The following is a 17,075-nucleotide window of genomic DNA, read 5'->3' on the forward strand; positions in this document are numbered from 1 at the left end:
CTTGCTCTCCGGATTCAACGCTGCCGGCAGTTTACCTCAGGTCGGGCTACGCGCTAACCAGCGTCCGCCGTCACTGGCCACCCGGCCTTCCAGTTCCAGCTCGGTCAGGCTCGCCAGGACCCGCGCCAGGCTCCAGCCACAGGCCCGGGCCAAGGCCTCGCTGGTCTGCGGCGCGGCATGCAGCAGGGCCAGCAGCGGGTGCGTGGGCGCCTCGGGCAGTACGCTGGCCGGCATGCGCTGCCAGCCCCGCAGGTTCTGCAGGATATCGTCGACCGTTTCCACCAGCACCGCACCGTCGCGAATCAACTGGTGACAGCCACGCGCGGCCGGGTGATGGATGGAGCCGGGAATCGCATAGACCTCTCGCCCCTGTTCCGCCGCCAGCCGGGCGGTGATCAGCGAGCCGCTGCCGACGCTGGCCTCGACCACCAGTACGCCGAGGGACAGGCCGCTGATGATCCGGTTGCGCCGGGGGAAATTGCCGGGTTGGGGGGTGGTGTCCAGGGGAAACTCGGAAACCACGGCGCCGCCCTGGTCGATCATGGCCCGGGCCAGGGCGCGATGCCGCTGTGGATAAAAATTCTCGATGCCGGTGCCGAGCACGCCCACCGTCAGCCCGCCAACGTCCAGTGCGGCCTGGTGGGCAGCGCCATCGATGCCCAGGGCCAGGCCGCTGGTGATGACAAAACCGGCGGCGGCCAGGCTGCGGGAGAAGGCCGCGGCGGTATCCATGCCCGGTCGCGAGGCACGTCGGCTACCGACCAGCGCCAGTTGCGGCTTGTCCAGGATCGTCGGCTCGCCGGCGACGAACAACAGCGGCGGGGCATCGTCCAGTTCGGCCAGCAGGGCCGGGTAGGCGGCCTGGTCCCACATCAGCAAATGCTGCTCCGGCCGCTCTAGCCAGGCCAATGCAGCGCTGGCGCCATCGCGCACGGCCGGGCTGCGGCGCGCCTCGGCGCTGCTCGCGGGCAGCCCCAGCGAGCGCCAGGCCGCGGCCGGGGCACTCAGGGCGGAAGAGGCCGAACCAAAGGTTTCGATCAGTTGGCGGAAGCGCCTGGGGCCGATTTCCGGCAGGCGATGCAGCCGCAGGCGGGCTTCCAGCTCCGCCGGCGACAGGGTGTTGCACACAGACTGTGACATCAGCTCATCCTTGATCCGTGGCAGTCGTGATCAAGCAGGACAAGCTGTGGATAACTCTGTGAGTAACCTGTTCAGCAAGCGGTCGCAGATACTGCGACAGCCGTTACGGATTGCGTACCTTGTCCTGCACCGCCAGCGACCGCGTGGCATTGAGTACCAAACCATAGCTGAGCTTTTCGTAGGTGCGGAACACCATCAACAGGCCGGAACGCTCGTCGGGAATCTTCACCGGCTGCCCGGTGACCCGGTCGCGGACCGTCTCGCCGGTCTTGAACACCGCGAGAACATTGCCTTCGGCCAATCCGTCGCGGCGTCCCTTGTCGATCGTCACCACGTCCATGACGCCGATCTGTGTAACACCTCGTGGCACATCTATGATCACGCCGTTGACCTGGGACTGCGGCGCGCTCGGCATGAAGGTCGAGGTGATCGGCCGTTCCTCGCTGACGAACAGCCGGTCGCCCAGGCGCACTTCCTCGGTGGTACGGCGCAGGGTCAGGGTGCCGACATCGCCTTCGGTGGCCAGCAGTTCGCCGGTGCCGATGTCGTCGGCGTTGATGCCGAGGAACTCCTTGGTCTGCGGGTCGGTGTAGACCTTGCCCTGGCGGAACAGGCCGTACACGTTGTGCGTCGGGTCGAATGCGCCGCGCGCGTAGATCCGGTCGCCCATGCCGCTGAGCACCCGCTCGTTGCTGCCGGCGAGGATGTACGGGGCACGCTTGAACGCCTCGACGCTGTCGACGATGCGGTTGCTCAGCAGGAAGGCGTTGATCTTTTCCAGCGGAATGCTCGGAATCGCCTCGGCCACCGCCGAGCGGCGCACCTGTGGCGACAGCTTGATGGTGCCGCGCGACGCACCGCGCTCGACCACCAGCCGCGGCTGGCCGTCGACGAACTGCAGGGTCAGGGTGTCGCCGGGGTAGATCAGGTCGGGGTTGGCGATCTGCGGGTTGGCGTGCCAGATCTGCGGCCACTGCCAGGGCTCGCGAAGAAACTTTCCAGAAATATCCCACAGCGTATCGCCGCGCACCACGGTATAGCGCTGTGGATAACCATCCTTGAGTTGCACTTGCGCCTGCGCGACACCGGTAAAGGCCAGCAGCAGGGCGAGTAGTGTTTTCCTCATGCAGTGAATCCCTTTATCATGTGTCTTCGCGTGAAACGCCAGAGCCCCCGCGGCTCGCTCCCAGGGAGAACGTTTTACAACGGTAGCCGATCCCGCCGGGATGTTTCGGCAGCCGTCTCTGACTTTACCTCACATGTGCAGCAAATACGCCTATGGCCATTTTAAACATCCTCGAATTCCCAGACCCGCGCCTGCGCACCATCGCCAAACCCGTGGCCGAGGTGGACGACAAGGTTCGGCAACTGATCGATGACATGTTTGAAACCATGTACGAAGCCCCGGGCATCGGCCTAGCCGCGACCCAGGTCAACGTGCACCAGCGTATCGTGGTCATGGACCTGAGCGAGGATCGCAGCGAGCCACGGGTGTTCATCAACCCCGAGTTCGAGCCGCTGACCGAAGAGAAGGATCAGTACCAGGAAGGCTGCCTGTCGGTACCGGGTTTCTACGAAAACGTCGACCGCCCGACCCGCGTGCGCATCAAGGCACTGGACCGCGACGGCAAGCCGTTCGAACTGGAAGCCGATGGCCTGCTGGCGGTGTGCATCCAGCACGAATGCGACCACCTCAACGGCAAGCTGTTCGTCGATTACCTGTCCACGCTCAAGCGCGACCGGATCAAGAAGAAGCTGGAAAAGCAGCACCGCCAGAACGCCTGATCCCCCCACCGACTCTGTCCTGTAGGAGCCGGGCTTGCCCGCGAAGCTTTTAGCGCTCTCAAGGGCCATTCGCGGGCAAGCCCTGCTCCTACAGAAAGTGGCATTCATAATGTCCTGTCCTCTCTCAAGCGAGCCCTCCCATGACTGAGCCACTGCGCATCGTCTTTGCCGGCACTCCCGAATTCGCCGCCGAACACCTCAAGGCCCTGCTCGACAGCCCCCATGAGATCGTCGCGGTCTACACCCAGCCGGACCGGCCGGCCGGGCGCGGGCAGAAGCTGATGCCCAGCCCGGTCAAGCAGTTGGCGCTGGAGCACGGCATCAGCGTCCTGCAACCGCCGACCCTGCGCAACGCCGACGCCCAGGCCGAACTGGCGGCGTTCAAGCCGGACCTGATGGTGGTGGTCGCCTATGGCCTGATCCTGCCGCAGGTGGTGCTGGATATTCCGCGCCTGGGCTGCATCAACAGCCACGCCTCGCTGCTGCCGCGCTGGCGCGGTGCGGCACCGATCCAACGGGCGGTGGAAGCCGGCGACGCGGAAAGTGGCGTCACCGTGATGCGCATGGAAGCCGGCCTGGACACCGGGCCGATGCTGCTCAAGACCGTCACCCCGATCAGCGCCGAGGACACCGGCGGCAGCCTGCATGACCGCCTGGCCGAACTCGGCCCACCCGCGGTCATCCAGGCCATCGCCGAACTGGCTGCCGGCACGCTGGTCGGCGAGGTGCAGGACGACAGCCTGGCGACCTACGCCCACAAACTGAACAAGGACGAGGCGCGCATCGACTGGCAGCGCCCGGCCGTCGAGCTGGAGCGGCTGATCCGCGCGTTCAACCCGTGGCCGATCTGCCACAGCAGCCTCGATGGCGAAGCCCTGAAAGTACTGGCCGCCCGCACCGCCGAGGGGCAGGGCCAGCCGGGCGAAATTCTCGCCGCGAGCAAGGACGGCCTGATCGTCGCCACCGGTAACGGCGCGTTGTGCCTGACCCGCCTGCAACTGCCCGGCGGCAAGGCCCTGAACTTCAGCGACCTGTTCAACAGCCGCCGGGAGAAATTCGCCCTCGGTACGGTACTCGGCCAATGAACCCGCGCCTGGCCGCCGCCAAGGCCCTGGCCGCCGTGCTCAGCGGCAAGGCCTCGCTCAACAGTTCGCTGCCGGCGCAACTGGACAAGGTCGAGGCCCGCGATCGCGGCCTGACCCAGGACCTGGCGTTCGGCGCCGCCCGCTGGCAGCCACGGCTGGCGGCGCTGGCGGCCAGGCTGCTGCAGAAGCCCTTCAAGGCCGCCGATGCCGATGTCGAGGCCTTGTTGCTGGTGGGCCTCTACCAGTTGCTCTATACGCGCATCCCGGCCCACGCCGCCATCGGCGAAACCGTCGGTTGCGCCGACAAGCTGAAGAAACCCTGGGCCAAGGGCCTGCTCAACGCCGTGTTGCGCCGCGCCCAGCGCGAAAGCACCGAGCTGCTGGCCGAGCTGGAGCGCGACCCGGTGGTGCGTACCGCCCACCCGCGCTGGCTGCAGAAGTCGCTGAAAGCCTTCTGGCCCGAGCATTGGGAAGCCATCTGTGCGGCGAACAACGCCCATCCGCCGATGATCCTGCGGGTCAACCGCCGCCATCACAGCCGCGACGCCTACCTCAGGCTGCTGGGTGACGCCGCCGTTGCGGCCCGGCCGTGCGACTACAGCCGCGACGGCATCGTCCTCGACGAAGCCTGCGATGTGCGCAACCTGCCGGGCTTTGCCGAAGGCTGGATCAGCGTCCAGGACGAAGCCGCGCAACTGGCCGCCGACCTGCTGGACCTGGCTCCCGGCCAGCGGGTGCTCGACGCCTGCTGCGCGCCGGGCGGCAAGACCTGCCATATCCTCGAAGCCCAGCCGCAACTGGCCGGGGTGGTCGCTGTCGACCTGGAGGCCAAGCGCCTGCTGCGGGTACGCGAGAACCTCGACCGCCTGGGGCTGGAGGCCGAACTGATCGCCGCCGATGGTCGCGACACCGCCAGTTGGTGGGATGGCAAGCCGTTCCAGCGCATCCTGCTCGACGCGCCCTGTTCGGCCACCGGCGTGATCCGCCGCCATCCGGACATCAAGCTGACCCGCCAGGCCGACGACATCGCCGCACTGGCCAGCCTGCAGGGTGAGCTGCTGGACGCCATGTGGGCCACCCTGGAAGTCGGCGGCATCCTGCTCTACGCCACCTGCTCGACCCTGCCGACGGAAAACACCGAGGTGATCGAGGCGTTCCTGGCCCGCACCTCCGGTGCCCGCGAGCTGGATATCCCCGGCAGCTTCGGCGTCAGGCAACCCCATGGCCGGCAACTGCTGGCGCAGGAAGGCGGCCATGATGGTTTCTATTACGCCAAACTGATCAAGATCGCGGCCGCGCGCGGCTGACCGGGTCGAAACGGAGCTGCTACCCGATGAAAATCATCATTCTCGGCGCAGGACAGGTCGGCGGGACGCTGGCCGAACACCTGGCCAGCGAAGCCAACGACATCACCGTGGTCGACACCGATGGCGAGCGCCTGCGCGACCTCGGCGACCGTCTGGACATCCGTACCGTGCAGGGCCGCGCCTCGTTTCCGACGATCCTGCGCCAGGCCGGCGCGGACGATGCCGACATGCTGGTGGCGGTGACCAACAGCGACGAGACCAACATGGTCGCCTGCCAGGTGGCCCATACGCTGTTCCACACCCCGACCAAGATCGCCCGGGTACGCGAGTCGGCCTACCTGACCCGCACCGAGCTGTTCGACAACGACGCGATCCCGGTGGACGTGCTGATCAGCCCGGAACAGGTGGTCACCAACTACATCAAGCGCCTGATCGAAACCCCCGGCGCCCTGCAGGTGATCGACTTCGCCGAGGGCAAGGCCCAGCTGGTGGCGATCAGGGCCTACTACGGCGGCCCGCTGGTGGGCCAGCAACTGCGCCAACTGCGCGAGCACATGCCGAATGCCGACACCCGCGTGGCGGCGATCTTCCGCCGCGACCGGCCGATCATGCCTCGCGGCGATACGGTGATCGAGGCCGACGACGAAGTGTTCTTCATCGCCGCCAAGGCGCACATTCGCGCGGTGATGAGCGAGATGCGCCGGCTCGACGAGAGCAACAAGCGCATCGTCATCGCCGGCGGCGGGCAGATCGGCGAGCGCCTGGCCGAGGCGATCGAAAGCCGCTACCAGGTGAAGATCATCGAGATGAGCGCCGCCCGTTGCCGGCAGTTGTCCGACACCCTCGACAGCACCGTGGTGCTGCAGGGCAGCGCCTCGGACCGCGACCTGCTGATGGAAGAGAACATCAACGATGCCGACCTGTTCCTGGCGCTGACCAACGACGACGAGGCCAACATCATGTCCTCGCTGCTGGCCAAGCGGATGGGTGCGAAGAAGGTCATGACCATCATCAACAACCCGGCCTACGTCGACCTGATCCAGGGCGGCGACATCGACATCGCCATCAGCCCGCAACTGGCGACCATCGGCACCCTGCTGACCCACGTACGCCGTGGCGATATCGTCAGCGTGCACTCGCTGCGCCGGGGTGCGGCGGAGGCCATCGAGGCGATCGCCCATGGCGACATGAAGTCGAGCAAGGTGATCGGCCGGGCCATCGAGGACATCGCACTGCCGCCGGGCACCACCATCGGCGCGATCATCCGCGACGAGGAAGTGCTGATCGCCCACGACGACACGGTGATCCAGGCCGGCGACCATGTCATCCTGTTCCTTGTGGATAAGAAGCACATCCGCGATGTGGAGAAGCTCTTCCATGTCGGCCTGAGCTTTTTCTGAGAAATTGCGACAACACGGAAAGGACCTGCCTCATGCTCGAATCACTGGAGAAGATGCTCGCCAAGGGTGTGGATAACCCGCTGCTGCGCTTCGGCCTGGGCAAGGGTTACCTGGATCTCGGCGACCACGCCCGCGCCGCCGAACACCTGCAGCGCTGCGTCACCCTCGACCCCAAGTACTCGGCCGCCTGGAAACTGCTGGGCAAGGCCCATCAGGGCGCCGGGGACATGGTCGCCGCGAGGCAGGCCTGGGAACACGGCCTGGAAGCCGCCCGTGCCCATGGCGACAAGCAGGCGGAAAAGGAAATGACGGTGTTCCTGAAGAAGCTGGAGAAGGCTGCGCTCAAAGATCGATGAAGCGCAGGCCGATGCCTTCGGCGTCGACCCGGATCACTTCCATGCGAATGCGCGGCGCGGCCACCGGCAGGTCCTGCACCTGGCCGTAGACCACCGCCCCGGTGGGCAGCCGCGACAACCCCGGATGCTGCACGTAGACACCCTGGCTGGACAGATTGCGCGTATGCCCCAGGCATTCGCCTATGCTCGGGTGCTGGATCTTGATGCGCAGGTAGTTCTTGTTCTCGGACATCTGATGCGCCCTTGGATAAACCGCTGTGGATAAATCATCGACGATTTTATCCACAGACCCCACCGATAAGTTGTTTCAGTACCAGCGCTGCTCACCCGCCGGACGCTTCTTGAAGCGTTTCATGCTCCACATGTACTGGCTCGGATAGGCCCGCACGTAGCGCTCGACCACCTTGCTCATGGCCGCGGCCGAGACTTCGGCATCGGTGCTGTACATCTCCTCTGGCGCCGCTTCGAGGATCACCTTGAAGCCCGAGCCATCGGGCAGGCGCAGCGCGTGCAGGAACACCCCGACCGCCTTGCCGCCGGCGAGCATGTTCGGCACGAACTTGCTGGTCAGGGCCTGGGTACCGAGGAACGGCACGAACACCCCGGCGGACTCGGCCGGCTCCGGGTCGGCGGGGATGCCCACCGAGCCGCCCTTGCGCACTTCCTTGATGACGCTGAGGATGCCTTCCTTGGTCGAGGCCGCCACGCGGTTGCCCAACTGCACCCGCTGCTTGCGCAGCAGTTCGTCGACCGCCTTGAGCTTGGGCGGACGGTAGAAAATGATCGGTTTGCACTGGCTGCAGTAGAAGTGATTGAGCACTTCCCAGTTGCCCAGGTGGCTGGTGATGCCGACCACGCCCTTGCCCGAGGCCAGCGCCTCCTTGAGCACGTCGAGGCCTTCGACCTCGCGCACCAGCGCGATCGAGCGCTCGGCCGGCCAGATCCAGGCGCAGGCGCTTTCGGTCAGGGACTTGCCGATATCCTTGAGGCTCTGTCCGACCAGTTGTTCGCGAGCGACCGGATCGAGTTCGGGAAAACACTTGGCCAGGTTGATCCGCACCACGTCGCGGGAACGGTTGGGCAGCTTCCACATCACCCAGCCGATGGCCGAGCCGACACGCTGCACGGCACGCCAGGGCAGCATCGCGAACAACCGCAACGCCCCCACCAGCATGGCGCCTTTAAACTTTTCCACAGGTCACTCCCGGTGTGCTTGGCTAATCGTCAGCCGGCTATTGTAGCCGTGGCGCGGCCAGCGCGGCATAGCTATCACAATCGGTGGTGTGGTCCATGACCATGCCCGAGGCCTGCATGAACGCGTAGCAGATGGTCGGGCCGACGAAGCCGAAGCCGAGCTTCTTCAGCGCCTTGCTCATGGCCTCGGCCTCGGGCGTGACGGCCGGTACCTCGCTGCGATCGCGGAAATGGTGGATCTGCGGCACGCCGCCGACGAACGACCAGAGCAGCGTCACCGGGTCCTCCAGCTGGAGCCAGGCGCGAGCATTGCGCCGCGCCGCCTCGAGCTTCAGGCGGTTGCGCACGATCCCCGGATCGAGCAGCAGGGTTTGCAGGTAGTCATCGCTCATGTCGGCGACTTTCCGCACATCGAAACCGAACAGAACCTTACGGTAGTGCTCGCGTTTTTTCAGGATGGTGATCCACGAAAGCCCGGCCTGGAACCCTTCGAGCAAAAGCAACTCGAACAGTCGCTGCCCATCGCGCAGCGGTACGCCCCACTCCCGATCGTGGTAGTCCATGTACAGGGGATCGTCGTTGCACCAAAAGCAGCGTGGCATAAGGCTCCAGGGAGGCGGAGGCGCGACCTAATCGGGTATACTCCCGCCTTTTGAATCGCAGCCCAAGTAACAGGTGAATTTCGTGAGCCAGCCTACGCCAGCCGTGCGTACCTTCCAAGACTTGATTCTCGCCCTCCAGCAATACTGGGCCGAGCAAGGTTGTGTGGTACTTCAGCCCTACGATATGGAAGTAGGCGCCGGGACTTTCCATACCGCCACGTTCCTGCGCGCCATCGGCCCGGAAACCTGGAACGCCGCCTACGTACAGCCCAGCCGTCGCCCGACTGACGGCCGCTACGGCGAGAACCCGAACCGCCTGCAGCACTACTACCAGTTCCAGGTGGTGCTCAAGCCCAACCCGGACAACTTCCAGGAGCTGTACCTGGGCTCGCTCAAGGCCGTCGGCCTGGACCCGCTGGTGCACGACATCCGCTTCGTCGAGGACAACTGGGAATCGCCGACCCTCGGCGCCTGGGGCCTGGGCTGGGAAGTCTGGCTCAACGGCATGGAAGTCACCCAGTTCACCTACTTCCAGCAGGCCGGCGGCATCGAGTGCTACCCGGTCACCGGCGAAATCACCTACGGCCTCGAGCGCCTGGCGATGTACCTGCAGGGCGTCGATTCGGTCTACGACCTGGTCTGGGCCGACGGTCCGTTCGGCAAGGTGACCTACGGCGACGTGTTCCACCAGAACGAGGTGGAGCAGTCGACCTACAACTTCGAACACGCCAACGTCGAGAAGCTGTTCGAACTGTTCGATTTCTATGAAAGCGAAGCCAAGCGCCTGATCGAGCTGGATGAGCCGCTGCCGTTGCCGAGCTATGAAATGGTCCTCAAGGCCTCGCACACCTTCAACCTGCTGGATGCACGCCGGGCCATCTCGGTGACCGCGCGTCAGCAGTACATCCTGCGTGTGCGCACCCTGGCGCGTTCCGTCGCCCAAGCCTACCTGCTGGCACGTGCCAAGCTGGGCTTCCCGATGGCAACCCCGGACCTGCGTGATGAAGTGTTGGCTAAGTTGGAGGCGGCACAATGAGTGCGCAAGATTTTCTGGTAGAACTGGGCACTGAAGAACTGCCACCCAAGGCCCTCAATACCCTGGCCGAGGCGTTCCTGGCCGGTATCGAGAAAGGCCTGCAGGCCGCCGGCCTGAGCTTCGAAGCCAAGCAGGTCTACGCCGCGCCACGCCGCCTGGCGGTGGTGCTCAAGCAACTGCAGACCCAGCAGCCGGACCGCAGCATCAACCTCGACGGCCCGCCACGCCAGGCCGCCTTCGATGCCGAGGGCAACCCGACCCAGGCCGCCCTGGGCTTCGCCAAGAAGTGCGGCGTCGAGCTGAGCGAGATCGACCAGAGCGGGCCGAAGCTGCGCTACAGCCAGAACATTCCGGGCAAACCGACAGCCAGCCTGCTGCCGACCATCGTCGAGGACTCGCTGAACGACCTGCCGATTCCCAAGCGCATGCGCTGGGCCGCGCGCAAGGAAGAGTTCGTGCGTCCGACCCAGTGGCTGGTGATGCTGCTCGGTGACCAGGTCATCGACTGCACCATCCTCGCCCAGAAGGCCGGTCGCGAGTCCCGTGGCCACCGTTTCCACCACCCGGAAAACGTCCGTATCGGCTCGCCGGCCAGCTACCTCGACGACCTGCGTGCCGCCTACGTGCTGGCCGACGCCAACGAGCGTCGCGAGCTGATCAGCAAGCGCACCACCGAGCTTGCAACGATGCAGGAAGGCACGGCGATCATGCCGCCGGACCTGCTCGACGAAGTGACGGCACTGGTGGAGTGGCCGGTACCGCTGGTGTGCTCGTTCGAGGAACGTTTCCTCGAAGTGCCACAGGAAGCCCTGATCACCACCATGCAGGACAACCAGAAGTACTTCTGCCTGCTGGACGTCGATGGCAAGCTGCTGCCGCGCTTCATCACCGTGGCCAACATCGAGAGCAAGGATCCGAAGCAGATCATCGCCGGTAACGAGAAGGTCGTGCGCCCACGCCTGACCGACGCCGAGTTCTTCTTCAAGCAGGACAAGAAGCAGCCGCTGCAGGATTTCAACCTGCGCCTGCAGAACGTGGTGTTCCAGGAGAAGCTGGGCAGCGTCTACGACAAGGCCGAGCGTGTCTCGAAGCTGGCCGCGTTCATCGCCCCGCGCATCGGCGGCGACGCCCAGCGTGCGGCCCGGGCAGGCCTGTTGTCCAAGTGCGACCTGGCCACCGAGATGGTCGGCGAGTTCCCGGAAATGCAAGGTATCGCCGGTTACTACTACGCCCTCAATGACGGCGAGCCGGAAGACGTTGCCCTGGCCCTGAACGAGCAGTACATGCCACGGGGTGCCGGTGCTGCCGAACTGCCAAGCACCCTGACCGGTGCCGCGGTGGCGATCGCCGACAAGCTCGACACCCTGGTCGGGATCTTCGGTATCGGCATGCTGCCGACCGGCAGCAAGGACCCCTACGCCTTGCGCCGTGCCGCCCTGGGCGTGCTGCGCATCCTGATCGACAAGAAACTCGACCTCGACCTGATCGAGACCGTGGCCTTCGCGGTCAACGCGTACGGAGCCAAGGTCAAGGCCGCGGGCCTCGCCGACCAGGTGCTGGAGTTCATCTTCGACCGCCTGCGTGCCCGTTACGAGGACGAAGGCATCGACGTCGCCACCTACCTGTCGGTGCGTGCCCTGAAGCCGGGCTCGGCCCTGGACTTCGACCAGCGCGTCCAGGCGGTGCAGAAGTTCCGTCAGTTGCCGGAAGCCGCCGCCCTGGCCGCGGTGAACAAGCGTGTATCGAACCTGATCAGCAAGGCCGAACCGACCATTTTCTCGACAGTCGATCCGAAGTACTTCGACAACGCGAAAGAGTTCTCCATGCACTCGGCCATCCAGCAAGCCGACAAGGACGTCCAGCCGCTGATGGAGAAACGCGAGTATGCCGAGGCACTGGCACGCCTGGCCGCCCTGCGCGAATCCGTCGATGCCTTCTTCGAAGCGGTCATGGTCAACGCCGAGAACGAAGACGTGCGCAAGAACCGCTACGCCTTGCTTGCACGTCTGCGCGGGTTGTTCCTCAACATCGCCGACATTTCGCTGCTAGGCTGAGGACGCGACTTGAAGCTGCTGATACTCGATCGCGACGGGGTGATCAACCAGGACTCCGACGCCTACATCAAGTCGGTGGAGGAGTGGATTCCGATCCCCGGGTCGATCGAAGCCATCGCGCAGTTGAGCAGGGCGGGCTGGACGGTCGCCGTGGCGACCAACCAGTCCGGCATCGCCCGCGGCTACTACGACCTCGCGACCCTGGACGCCATGCACGAGCGCCTGCGCTCGCTGGTGGCGCAACAGGGTGGCGAGCTCGGGCTGGTGGTGTATTGCCCCCATGGGCCGGACGAGGGCTGCGATTGCCGCAAGCCCAAGCCGGGCATGCTCAGGACCATCGCCGCGCATTATGGCGTTGAACTGGCTAGGCTATGGTTTGTCGGCGACAGCCTCGGTGACCTGGAGGCCGCCAGCGCCGTCGATTGCCAGCCCGTTCTGGTAAAGACCGGCAAGGGCGAAAAGACCCTGGGGAAAACCCTGCCGGTGGGCACGCTGATCTTTGACGATCTGGCGGCCGTCGCGGCTGAGCTTATCCACAACTAGCGCCTTTCTGACTTCCTGATCAAGGACTGTTCAGGGGTTCACTTATTAACAGGCGGGCAATGCCCGCAACGGTAAATGTCGCTATGTCGATCCTGCAGGCCATCAGAACCTTTTTCTTTTACCTGCTGCTGGGCACCAGTTCGCTGCTGTGGTGCTCCCTGAGCTTTTTCGTCGCGCCGTTCCTGCCGTTCAAGGCGCGCTATCGCTTCATCAACGTGTACTGGTGCCGCTGCGCGCTGTGGCTGACCAAGGTATTCCTGAATATCCGGGTCGAGGTGCAGGGTGCACACAACGTTCCCGAGCGGCCCTGCGTGATTCTGTCGAACCACCAGAGCACCTGGGAAACGTTCTTCCTGTCGGCCTATTTCTCGCCCTTGAGCCAGGTGCTCAAGCGTGAGTTGCTCTACGTGCCGTTCTTCGGCTGGGCCATGGCCATGCTGCGGCCGATCGCCATCGACCGGGACAACCCGAAGGAAGCGCTCAAGCACGTGGCGAAAAAGGGCGATGAGTTGCTCAAGGACCACACCTGGGTGCTGATCTTTCCGGAGGGCACTCGCGTGCCCTACGGTACCATCGGCAAGTTTTCCCGCGGTGGTACGGCGCTGGCGGTGAATGCCGAGCTGCCCGTGCTGCCGGTAGCCCACAATGCCGGCAAATTCTGGCCGAAGACCGGTTGGGCGAAGAAACCGGGCACCATCACCGTGGTGATCGGCGCCCCGATGTACGCCGAAGGCACCGGCCCACGGGCCATTGCCGACCTGAACGAGCGGGTCCAGGCCTGGAACGAGAACGCCCAGCGTGAGATGGGTTCACTGCCGCCTGTAGCGGCTGCCGAAGCACCCAGCGCCGCCTGACCGATCTGTGGATAACTTGTGCACAAGATTTTGATATTTCTTGAAATAGCCACGTAAGTAAATGATTTATATACTTATTTCTCTGTATGACTATTCAATGTAAATCGTGCATAAGTTTTTTCGAGCAATAAAAAAACCGGCTTTCATGCCGGTTTTTTCATGCCTGTGAATCTCTCAGACCTTGTCGATATCCACATCCCGGGTTTCTTTCAGGCAGAACAGCCCGACCACCAGGCTCACGCCGGTGATCAGCACCGGATACCAGAGGCCATAGAAGATATCCCCAGTGTAGACCACCAGGGCGAACGACACGGTCGGCAGGAAGCCACCGAACCAGCCGTTACCGATATGGTAGGGCAGGGACATGGAGGTGTAGCGGATCCGGGTCGGGAACAGTTCGACCATCACTGCCGCCAGCGGACCGTAGGTCATGGTCGCGATCAGGATCAGCAGCACGATCAGCAACACCACCATCGGCTGGTTCACCGTCGCGGCCTCGGCCTTGGCCGGGTAGCCGGCCTGGCTGATCGCCGCGCGCATGGCCGCCTCGTCGAAGCCGTTGATCTTCTGCGCGCCCACGGTGACCGTCACCTCGCTGCCCGCTGCAGCCGACTGGGAACTGTAGGGCAGGCCCTGCTTGACCAGGAAGGTCTTGACCTTGTCGCAGGGGCTGTCGAAACGCGCCTTGCCCACCGGGTCGAACTGGAAGGTGCAGCCGGCCGGGTCGGCCGTCACCACGATCGGTGCCTGCCGGCTGGCGGCATCGATCTGTGGGTTGGCGTAATGGCTGAGGGCCTTGAACAGCGGGAAGTAGCAGACCGTCGCCAGCAGCAGGCCCATCATCAGGATCGGCTTGCGCCCGACCTTGTCCGAAAGCCAGCCGAACAGCACGAAGAACGGCGCACCGATCACCACGCTGATGATCAGCAGGGTGTTGGCCTGGCCCGGGTCCATCTTGAGCATCTGGGTCATGAAGAACAGGACATAGAACTGCGCGGTGTAGAAGGTCACCGCCTGCCCGGCATTGATACTGAAGAGGGCGGTGAGAACGATCTTCAGGTTCTGCCAGGAGCCGAAGGACTCACGGATCGGTGAATGGCTGGCCTTGCCCTGGGCCTTCATTTTCACGAAGGCCGGTGACTCGTGCATGCTCATGCGAATCCAGGTGGAAATAGCCAGCAGGACGATCGACAGCAGGAACGGCAGCCGCCAGCCCCAGGTTTCGAACTGGTCACCGCTGATGTAGCGGCTGGCCAGGACCACCAGCAGCGACAGCAACAGGCCGAGGGTGGCCGTGGACTGGATCCAGCCGGTGTGGAAACCGCGCTTGCCGGCCGGCGCGTGTTCGGCCACGTAGGTCGCGGCGCCGCCGTACTCGCCCCCCAGCGCCAGGCCCTGGAGCATGCGCAGCAGCACCAGGATGATCGGCGCGGCGATGCCGATACTGGCGTAGGTCGGCAGCAGGCCGACGGCGAAGGTCGACAGGCCCATCAGTATGATGGTCATGAGAAAGGTGTACTTGCGGCCGATCATGTCCCCCAGCCGGCCGAACACCAGCGCACCGAAGGGCCGCACCAGGAAGCCGGCGGCGAAGGCCATCAGGGCGAAGATGAACGCCGTGGTGTCGTTGACCCCGGCGAAGAACTGCTTGCTGATGACGGCGGCCAGGGCACCGTAGAGAAAAAAGTCATACCACTCGAAAACCGTCCCGAGGGATGACGCAAAAATGATCCGGCGCTCTTCCTTGCCGCTGCTGGCGGAGACAGACGCCGACTGTTGCTGGATGTAGTCCGACATGAGTGATGTCCTCGGCCTCGTGGGCCACAGTGATTATTCTTGTTGTTCCACTGTGGACTCCGGCTGACTGCCACCGGAGTCCGTGTCTTGCTCGTTACCGATCTTCCTTTTGACCGCTCCTGTCATCCGCCTGAACAGCGCAATCCGCACCGCCTGCTCCTACAGGATTGTGGATAACTCCGCCGCAGGCGTCCGGACATCTGCCAGGATCATCTGCGCCGCCTTCTCGGCAATCATCACCGTGGGCGAACAGGTATTGCCCGAGGTGATCTGCGGCATGATCGAGGCATCGGCCACTCGCAGGCCCGGTACCCCATGCACCCGCAAGCGGGCATCGACGACGTCCTGCACGCCGTGGCCCATGCGACAGGTACCCACCGGGTGAAAGATGGTGGTGCCGATCTTCGCCGCCGCTTCGTGCAGCTGTTCCTCGCTTTGCAAGGCCGGGCCGGGCAGGTACTCCTCGGGGGCAAAGCGGCGCAGGGCAGGGGAGGCGACGATGCGTCGGGTCAGGCGAATCGCCTCGGCGGCGACCTTCAGGTCCTCGGGGTCACTGAGGTAATTGGGGTCGATCAGCGGAGCAGCGCCCGGATCGGCCGAACGGATGTCGATGCGCCCGCGGCTCTGCGGACGCAGATTGCACACCGAAGCAGTGAACGCCGGAAAGCGATGCAGCGGCTCGCCAAAGCGCTCCAGCGACAGCGGCTGCACGTGGTATTGCAGGTTCGCCGACGTCTGCTCCGGGCTCGATTTCACGAACGCGCCCAGTTGACTCGGCGCCATCGCCAACGGACCACTGCGGTCGTAGAGATATCGCAGGCCCATGCCGGCCTTGCCCCACAAGCTATTGGCCATCTGGTTGAGGGTCCGGGCATTGCTGAGCTTGTAGATCAGCCGCAATTGCAGGTGATCCTGCAGGTTGCCGCCGACCCCCGGCAGTTCGTGGCGCACGCCGATCCCCAGGCTCTCCAGCAGCGGTCGCGGGCCGATCCCGGAACGTTGCAGAATCCCCGGCGAACCGACCGAACCGGCACACAGGATGATTTCCCGACGGGCCGGGAACAGATGTTCTTCGCCTTGCCAGCGCGCCAGCACCGATGTTGCCCGACCTTTTTCCAAGTTGACCCGGTCGACCTGCACGCCGGTGAGGACGGTCAGGTTGGGGCGCTTGAGTACCGGCCGCAGGAACGCCTTGGCCGAATTCCAGCGTACCCCGGAGCGCTGGTTGACCTGAAAGTATCCACAGCCCTCATTATCCCCCGTATTGAAATCACTGACACTGGCGATACCGTTTTCAGCAGCCGCCTCACGGAACGCATCGAGAATCGGCCAGGAATAACGCTGCTGTTCCACCCGCCACTCACCGGTGTCGCTGTGGAACTCCCCACTGCCGCCGAAGTGATTTTCGCTGTGCTTGAACAGCGGCAACAGGTCCTTCCAGGCCCAGCCCGGATTGCCCTGTTCGGCCCAGCGGTCATAGTCGTGGGCCTGGCCACGCATATAGATCATGCCATTGATCGAGGAACAGCCACCGAGCACCTTGCCCCGTGGATAACTCAGGCTGCGGCCCTGCAGGCCGGGTTGCGATTCGGTCTTGAAGCACCAGTCGGTGCGTGGGTTGCCGATGCAGAACAGATAGCCGACGGGGATGTGGATCCACGGGTAGTTGTCCCGGCCACCGGCTTCGAGCAGCAGCACGTTGTTGCTCGGGTCGGCGGACAGCCGATTGGCCAGCACGCAGCCAGCTGGCCCGGCACCGACGATCACGTAGTCATAAGGCAAATGGGCAGATGCCATGAGGACCTCGCCTTTATTGTTCTTGTATCAGCCCATGTTATTGATTAGTTTCGGGATGAAAACCTTCGTTTTTGCGCAAGTGCTGTGCGTTTTCAAGCAGGCAGGTGAACCCCACGATTCACAAG

At 64.3% G+C, this 17,075-nt stretch carries 16 protein-coding genes; 9 read left to right on the plus strand and 7 right to left on the minus strand.

Annotated elements, in window-relative coordinates:
- Window positions 1–36: 36 nt before the first annotated feature.
- On the minus strand, window positions 37–1,140 hold the full coding sequence (gene dprA / locus PF66_RS17700; RefSeq protein ID WP_054063413.1) for a DNA-processing protein DprA: 1,104 nt from the start codon (window positions 1,138–1,140) through the stop codon (window positions 37–39).
- A gap of 103 nt (window positions 1,141–1,243) precedes the next feature.
- Window positions 1,244–2,266 carry a LysM peptidoglycan-binding domain-containing protein gene (locus PF66_RS17705; protein ID WP_054061568.1) on the minus strand — a complete coding sequence of 341 codons (1,023 nt, stop codon included), beginning with the start codon at window positions 2,264–2,266 and terminating at the stop codon, window positions 1,244–1,246.
- 152 nt (window positions 2,267–2,418) lie between these two features.
- Here PF66_RS17705 and def point away from each other — a divergent pair, with 152 nt between their 5' ends.
- The 5 genes from def to PF66_RS17730 all read left to right on the plus strand — a co-directional run bounded on the left by def (window position 2,419) and on the right by PF66_RS17730 (window position 7,073).
- Entirely contained in the window at window positions 2,419–2,925 is a 507-nt protein-coding gene (def, locus tag PF66_RS17710; RefSeq protein ID WP_054063414.1) for a peptide deformylase, read from the plus strand.
- A gap of 140 nt (window positions 2,926–3,065) precedes the next feature.
- The gene (fmt, locus tag PF66_RS17715) at window positions 3,066–4,010 is read left to right on the plus strand and encodes a methionyl-tRNA formyltransferase (RefSeq protein WP_054063415.1); all 945 of its coding nucleotides are present in this window, start codon (window positions 3,066–3,068) and stop codon (window positions 4,008–4,010) included.
- Window positions 4,007–5,317 (plus strand): 16S rRNA (cytosine(967)-C(5))-methyltransferase RsmB, encoded by a 1,311-nt coding sequence (gene rsmB / locus PF66_RS17720; protein WP_054063416.1) that lies wholly within the window; start codon window positions 4,007–4,009, stop codon window positions 5,315–5,317. Before fmt ends, rsmB begins: the two co-directional genes overlap by 4 nt.
- Before the next feature lie 26 nt (window positions 5,318–5,343).
- Window positions 5,344–6,717: a Trk system potassium transporter TrkA gene (gene trkA / locus PF66_RS17725; protein WP_054063417.1), complete on the plus strand. Its 1,374-nt coding sequence runs from the start codon at window positions 5,344–5,346 to the stop codon at window positions 6,715–6,717.
- A 32-nt stretch (window positions 6,718–6,749) separates the two neighbouring features.
- Window positions 6,750–7,073, plus strand: coding sequence for a tetratricopeptide repeat protein (locus PF66_RS17730; RefSeq protein ID WP_054063418.1), 324 nt, complete (start codon window positions 6,750–6,752; stop codon window positions 7,071–7,073).
- On the opposite strand, the gene PF66_RS17735 is transcribed toward PF66_RS17730, so the two are convergent.
- The 3 genes from PF66_RS17735 to PF66_RS17745 form a co-directional block, all read right to left on the minus strand.
- Complete coding sequence (locus PF66_RS17735; protein ID WP_054056412.1) at window positions 7,060–7,305, minus strand: PilZ domain-containing protein; 246 nt, start codon at window positions 7,303–7,305, stop codon at window positions 7,060–7,062. The two genes, PF66_RS17730 and PF66_RS17735, sit on opposite strands and share 14 nt — an antisense overlap.
- A gap of 75 nt (window positions 7,306–7,380) precedes the next feature.
- Window positions 7,381–8,268, minus strand: a complete 888-nt coding sequence (locus tag PF66_RS17740; RefSeq protein ID WP_054056413.1) for a lysophospholipid acyltransferase — start codon at window positions 8,266–8,268, stop codon at window positions 7,381–7,383.
- Window positions 8,269–8,305: 37 nt separating this feature from the next.
- Window positions 8,306–8,869 (minus strand): DNA-3-methyladenine glycosylase I, encoded by a 564-nt coding sequence (locus tag PF66_RS17745; protein ID WP_054063419.1) that lies wholly within the window; start codon window positions 8,867–8,869, stop codon window positions 8,306–8,308.
- 82 nt (window positions 8,870–8,951) lie between these two features.
- On the opposite strand from PF66_RS17745, the gene glyQ reads away from it, so the two are divergent.
- The 4 genes from glyQ (at window position 8,952) to PF66_RS17765 (ending at window position 13,356) form a co-directional block, all read left to right on the plus strand.
- Window positions 8,952–9,905 carry a glycine--tRNA ligase subunit alpha gene (glyQ, locus tag PF66_RS17750; RefSeq protein WP_054056415.1) on the plus strand — a complete coding sequence of 318 codons (954 nt, stop codon included), beginning with the start codon at window positions 8,952–8,954 and terminating at the stop codon, window positions 9,903–9,905.
- Entirely contained in the window at window positions 9,902–11,959 is a 2,058-nt protein-coding gene (gene glyS, locus PF66_RS17755) for a glycine--tRNA ligase subunit beta (protein ID WP_054063420.1), read from the plus strand. The genes glyQ and glyS overlap by 4 nt, the downstream gene beginning before the upstream one ends.
- A gap of 9 nt (window positions 11,960–11,968) precedes the next feature.
- Window positions 11,969–12,502 carry a D-glycero-beta-D-manno-heptose 1,7-bisphosphate 7-phosphatase gene (gene gmhB, locus PF66_RS17760; RefSeq protein WP_054056417.1) on the plus strand — a complete coding sequence of 178 codons (534 nt, stop codon included), beginning with the start codon at window positions 11,969–11,971 and terminating at the stop codon, window positions 12,500–12,502.
- Window positions 12,503–12,585: 83 nt separating this feature from the next.
- Window positions 12,586–13,356, plus strand: coding sequence for a lysophospholipid acyltransferase family protein (locus PF66_RS17765; RefSeq protein WP_054056418.1), 771 nt, complete (start codon window positions 12,586–12,588; stop codon window positions 13,354–13,356).
- 174 nt (window positions 13,357–13,530) lie between these two features.
- Here PF66_RS17765 and PF66_RS17770 read toward each other — a convergent pair whose 3' ends face one another.
- Complete coding sequence (locus tag PF66_RS17770; protein WP_054063421.1) at window positions 13,531–15,153, minus strand: MFS transporter; 1,623 nt, start codon at window positions 15,151–15,153, stop codon at window positions 13,531–13,533.
- A 159-nt stretch (window positions 15,154–15,312) separates the two neighbouring features.
- Window positions 15,313–16,950 carry a GMC family oxidoreductase gene (locus PF66_RS17775; protein ID WP_054063422.1) on the minus strand — a complete coding sequence of 546 codons (1,638 nt, stop codon included), beginning with the start codon at window positions 16,948–16,950 and terminating at the stop codon, window positions 15,313–15,315.
- Window positions 16,951–17,075 lie beyond the last annotated feature (125 nt).

Source organism: Pseudomonas asplenii (assembly GCF_001293465.1).
Taxonomy (GTDB): domain Bacteria; phylum Pseudomonadota; class Gammaproteobacteria; order Pseudomonadales; family Pseudomonadaceae; genus Aquipseudomonas; species Aquipseudomonas fuscovaginae_B.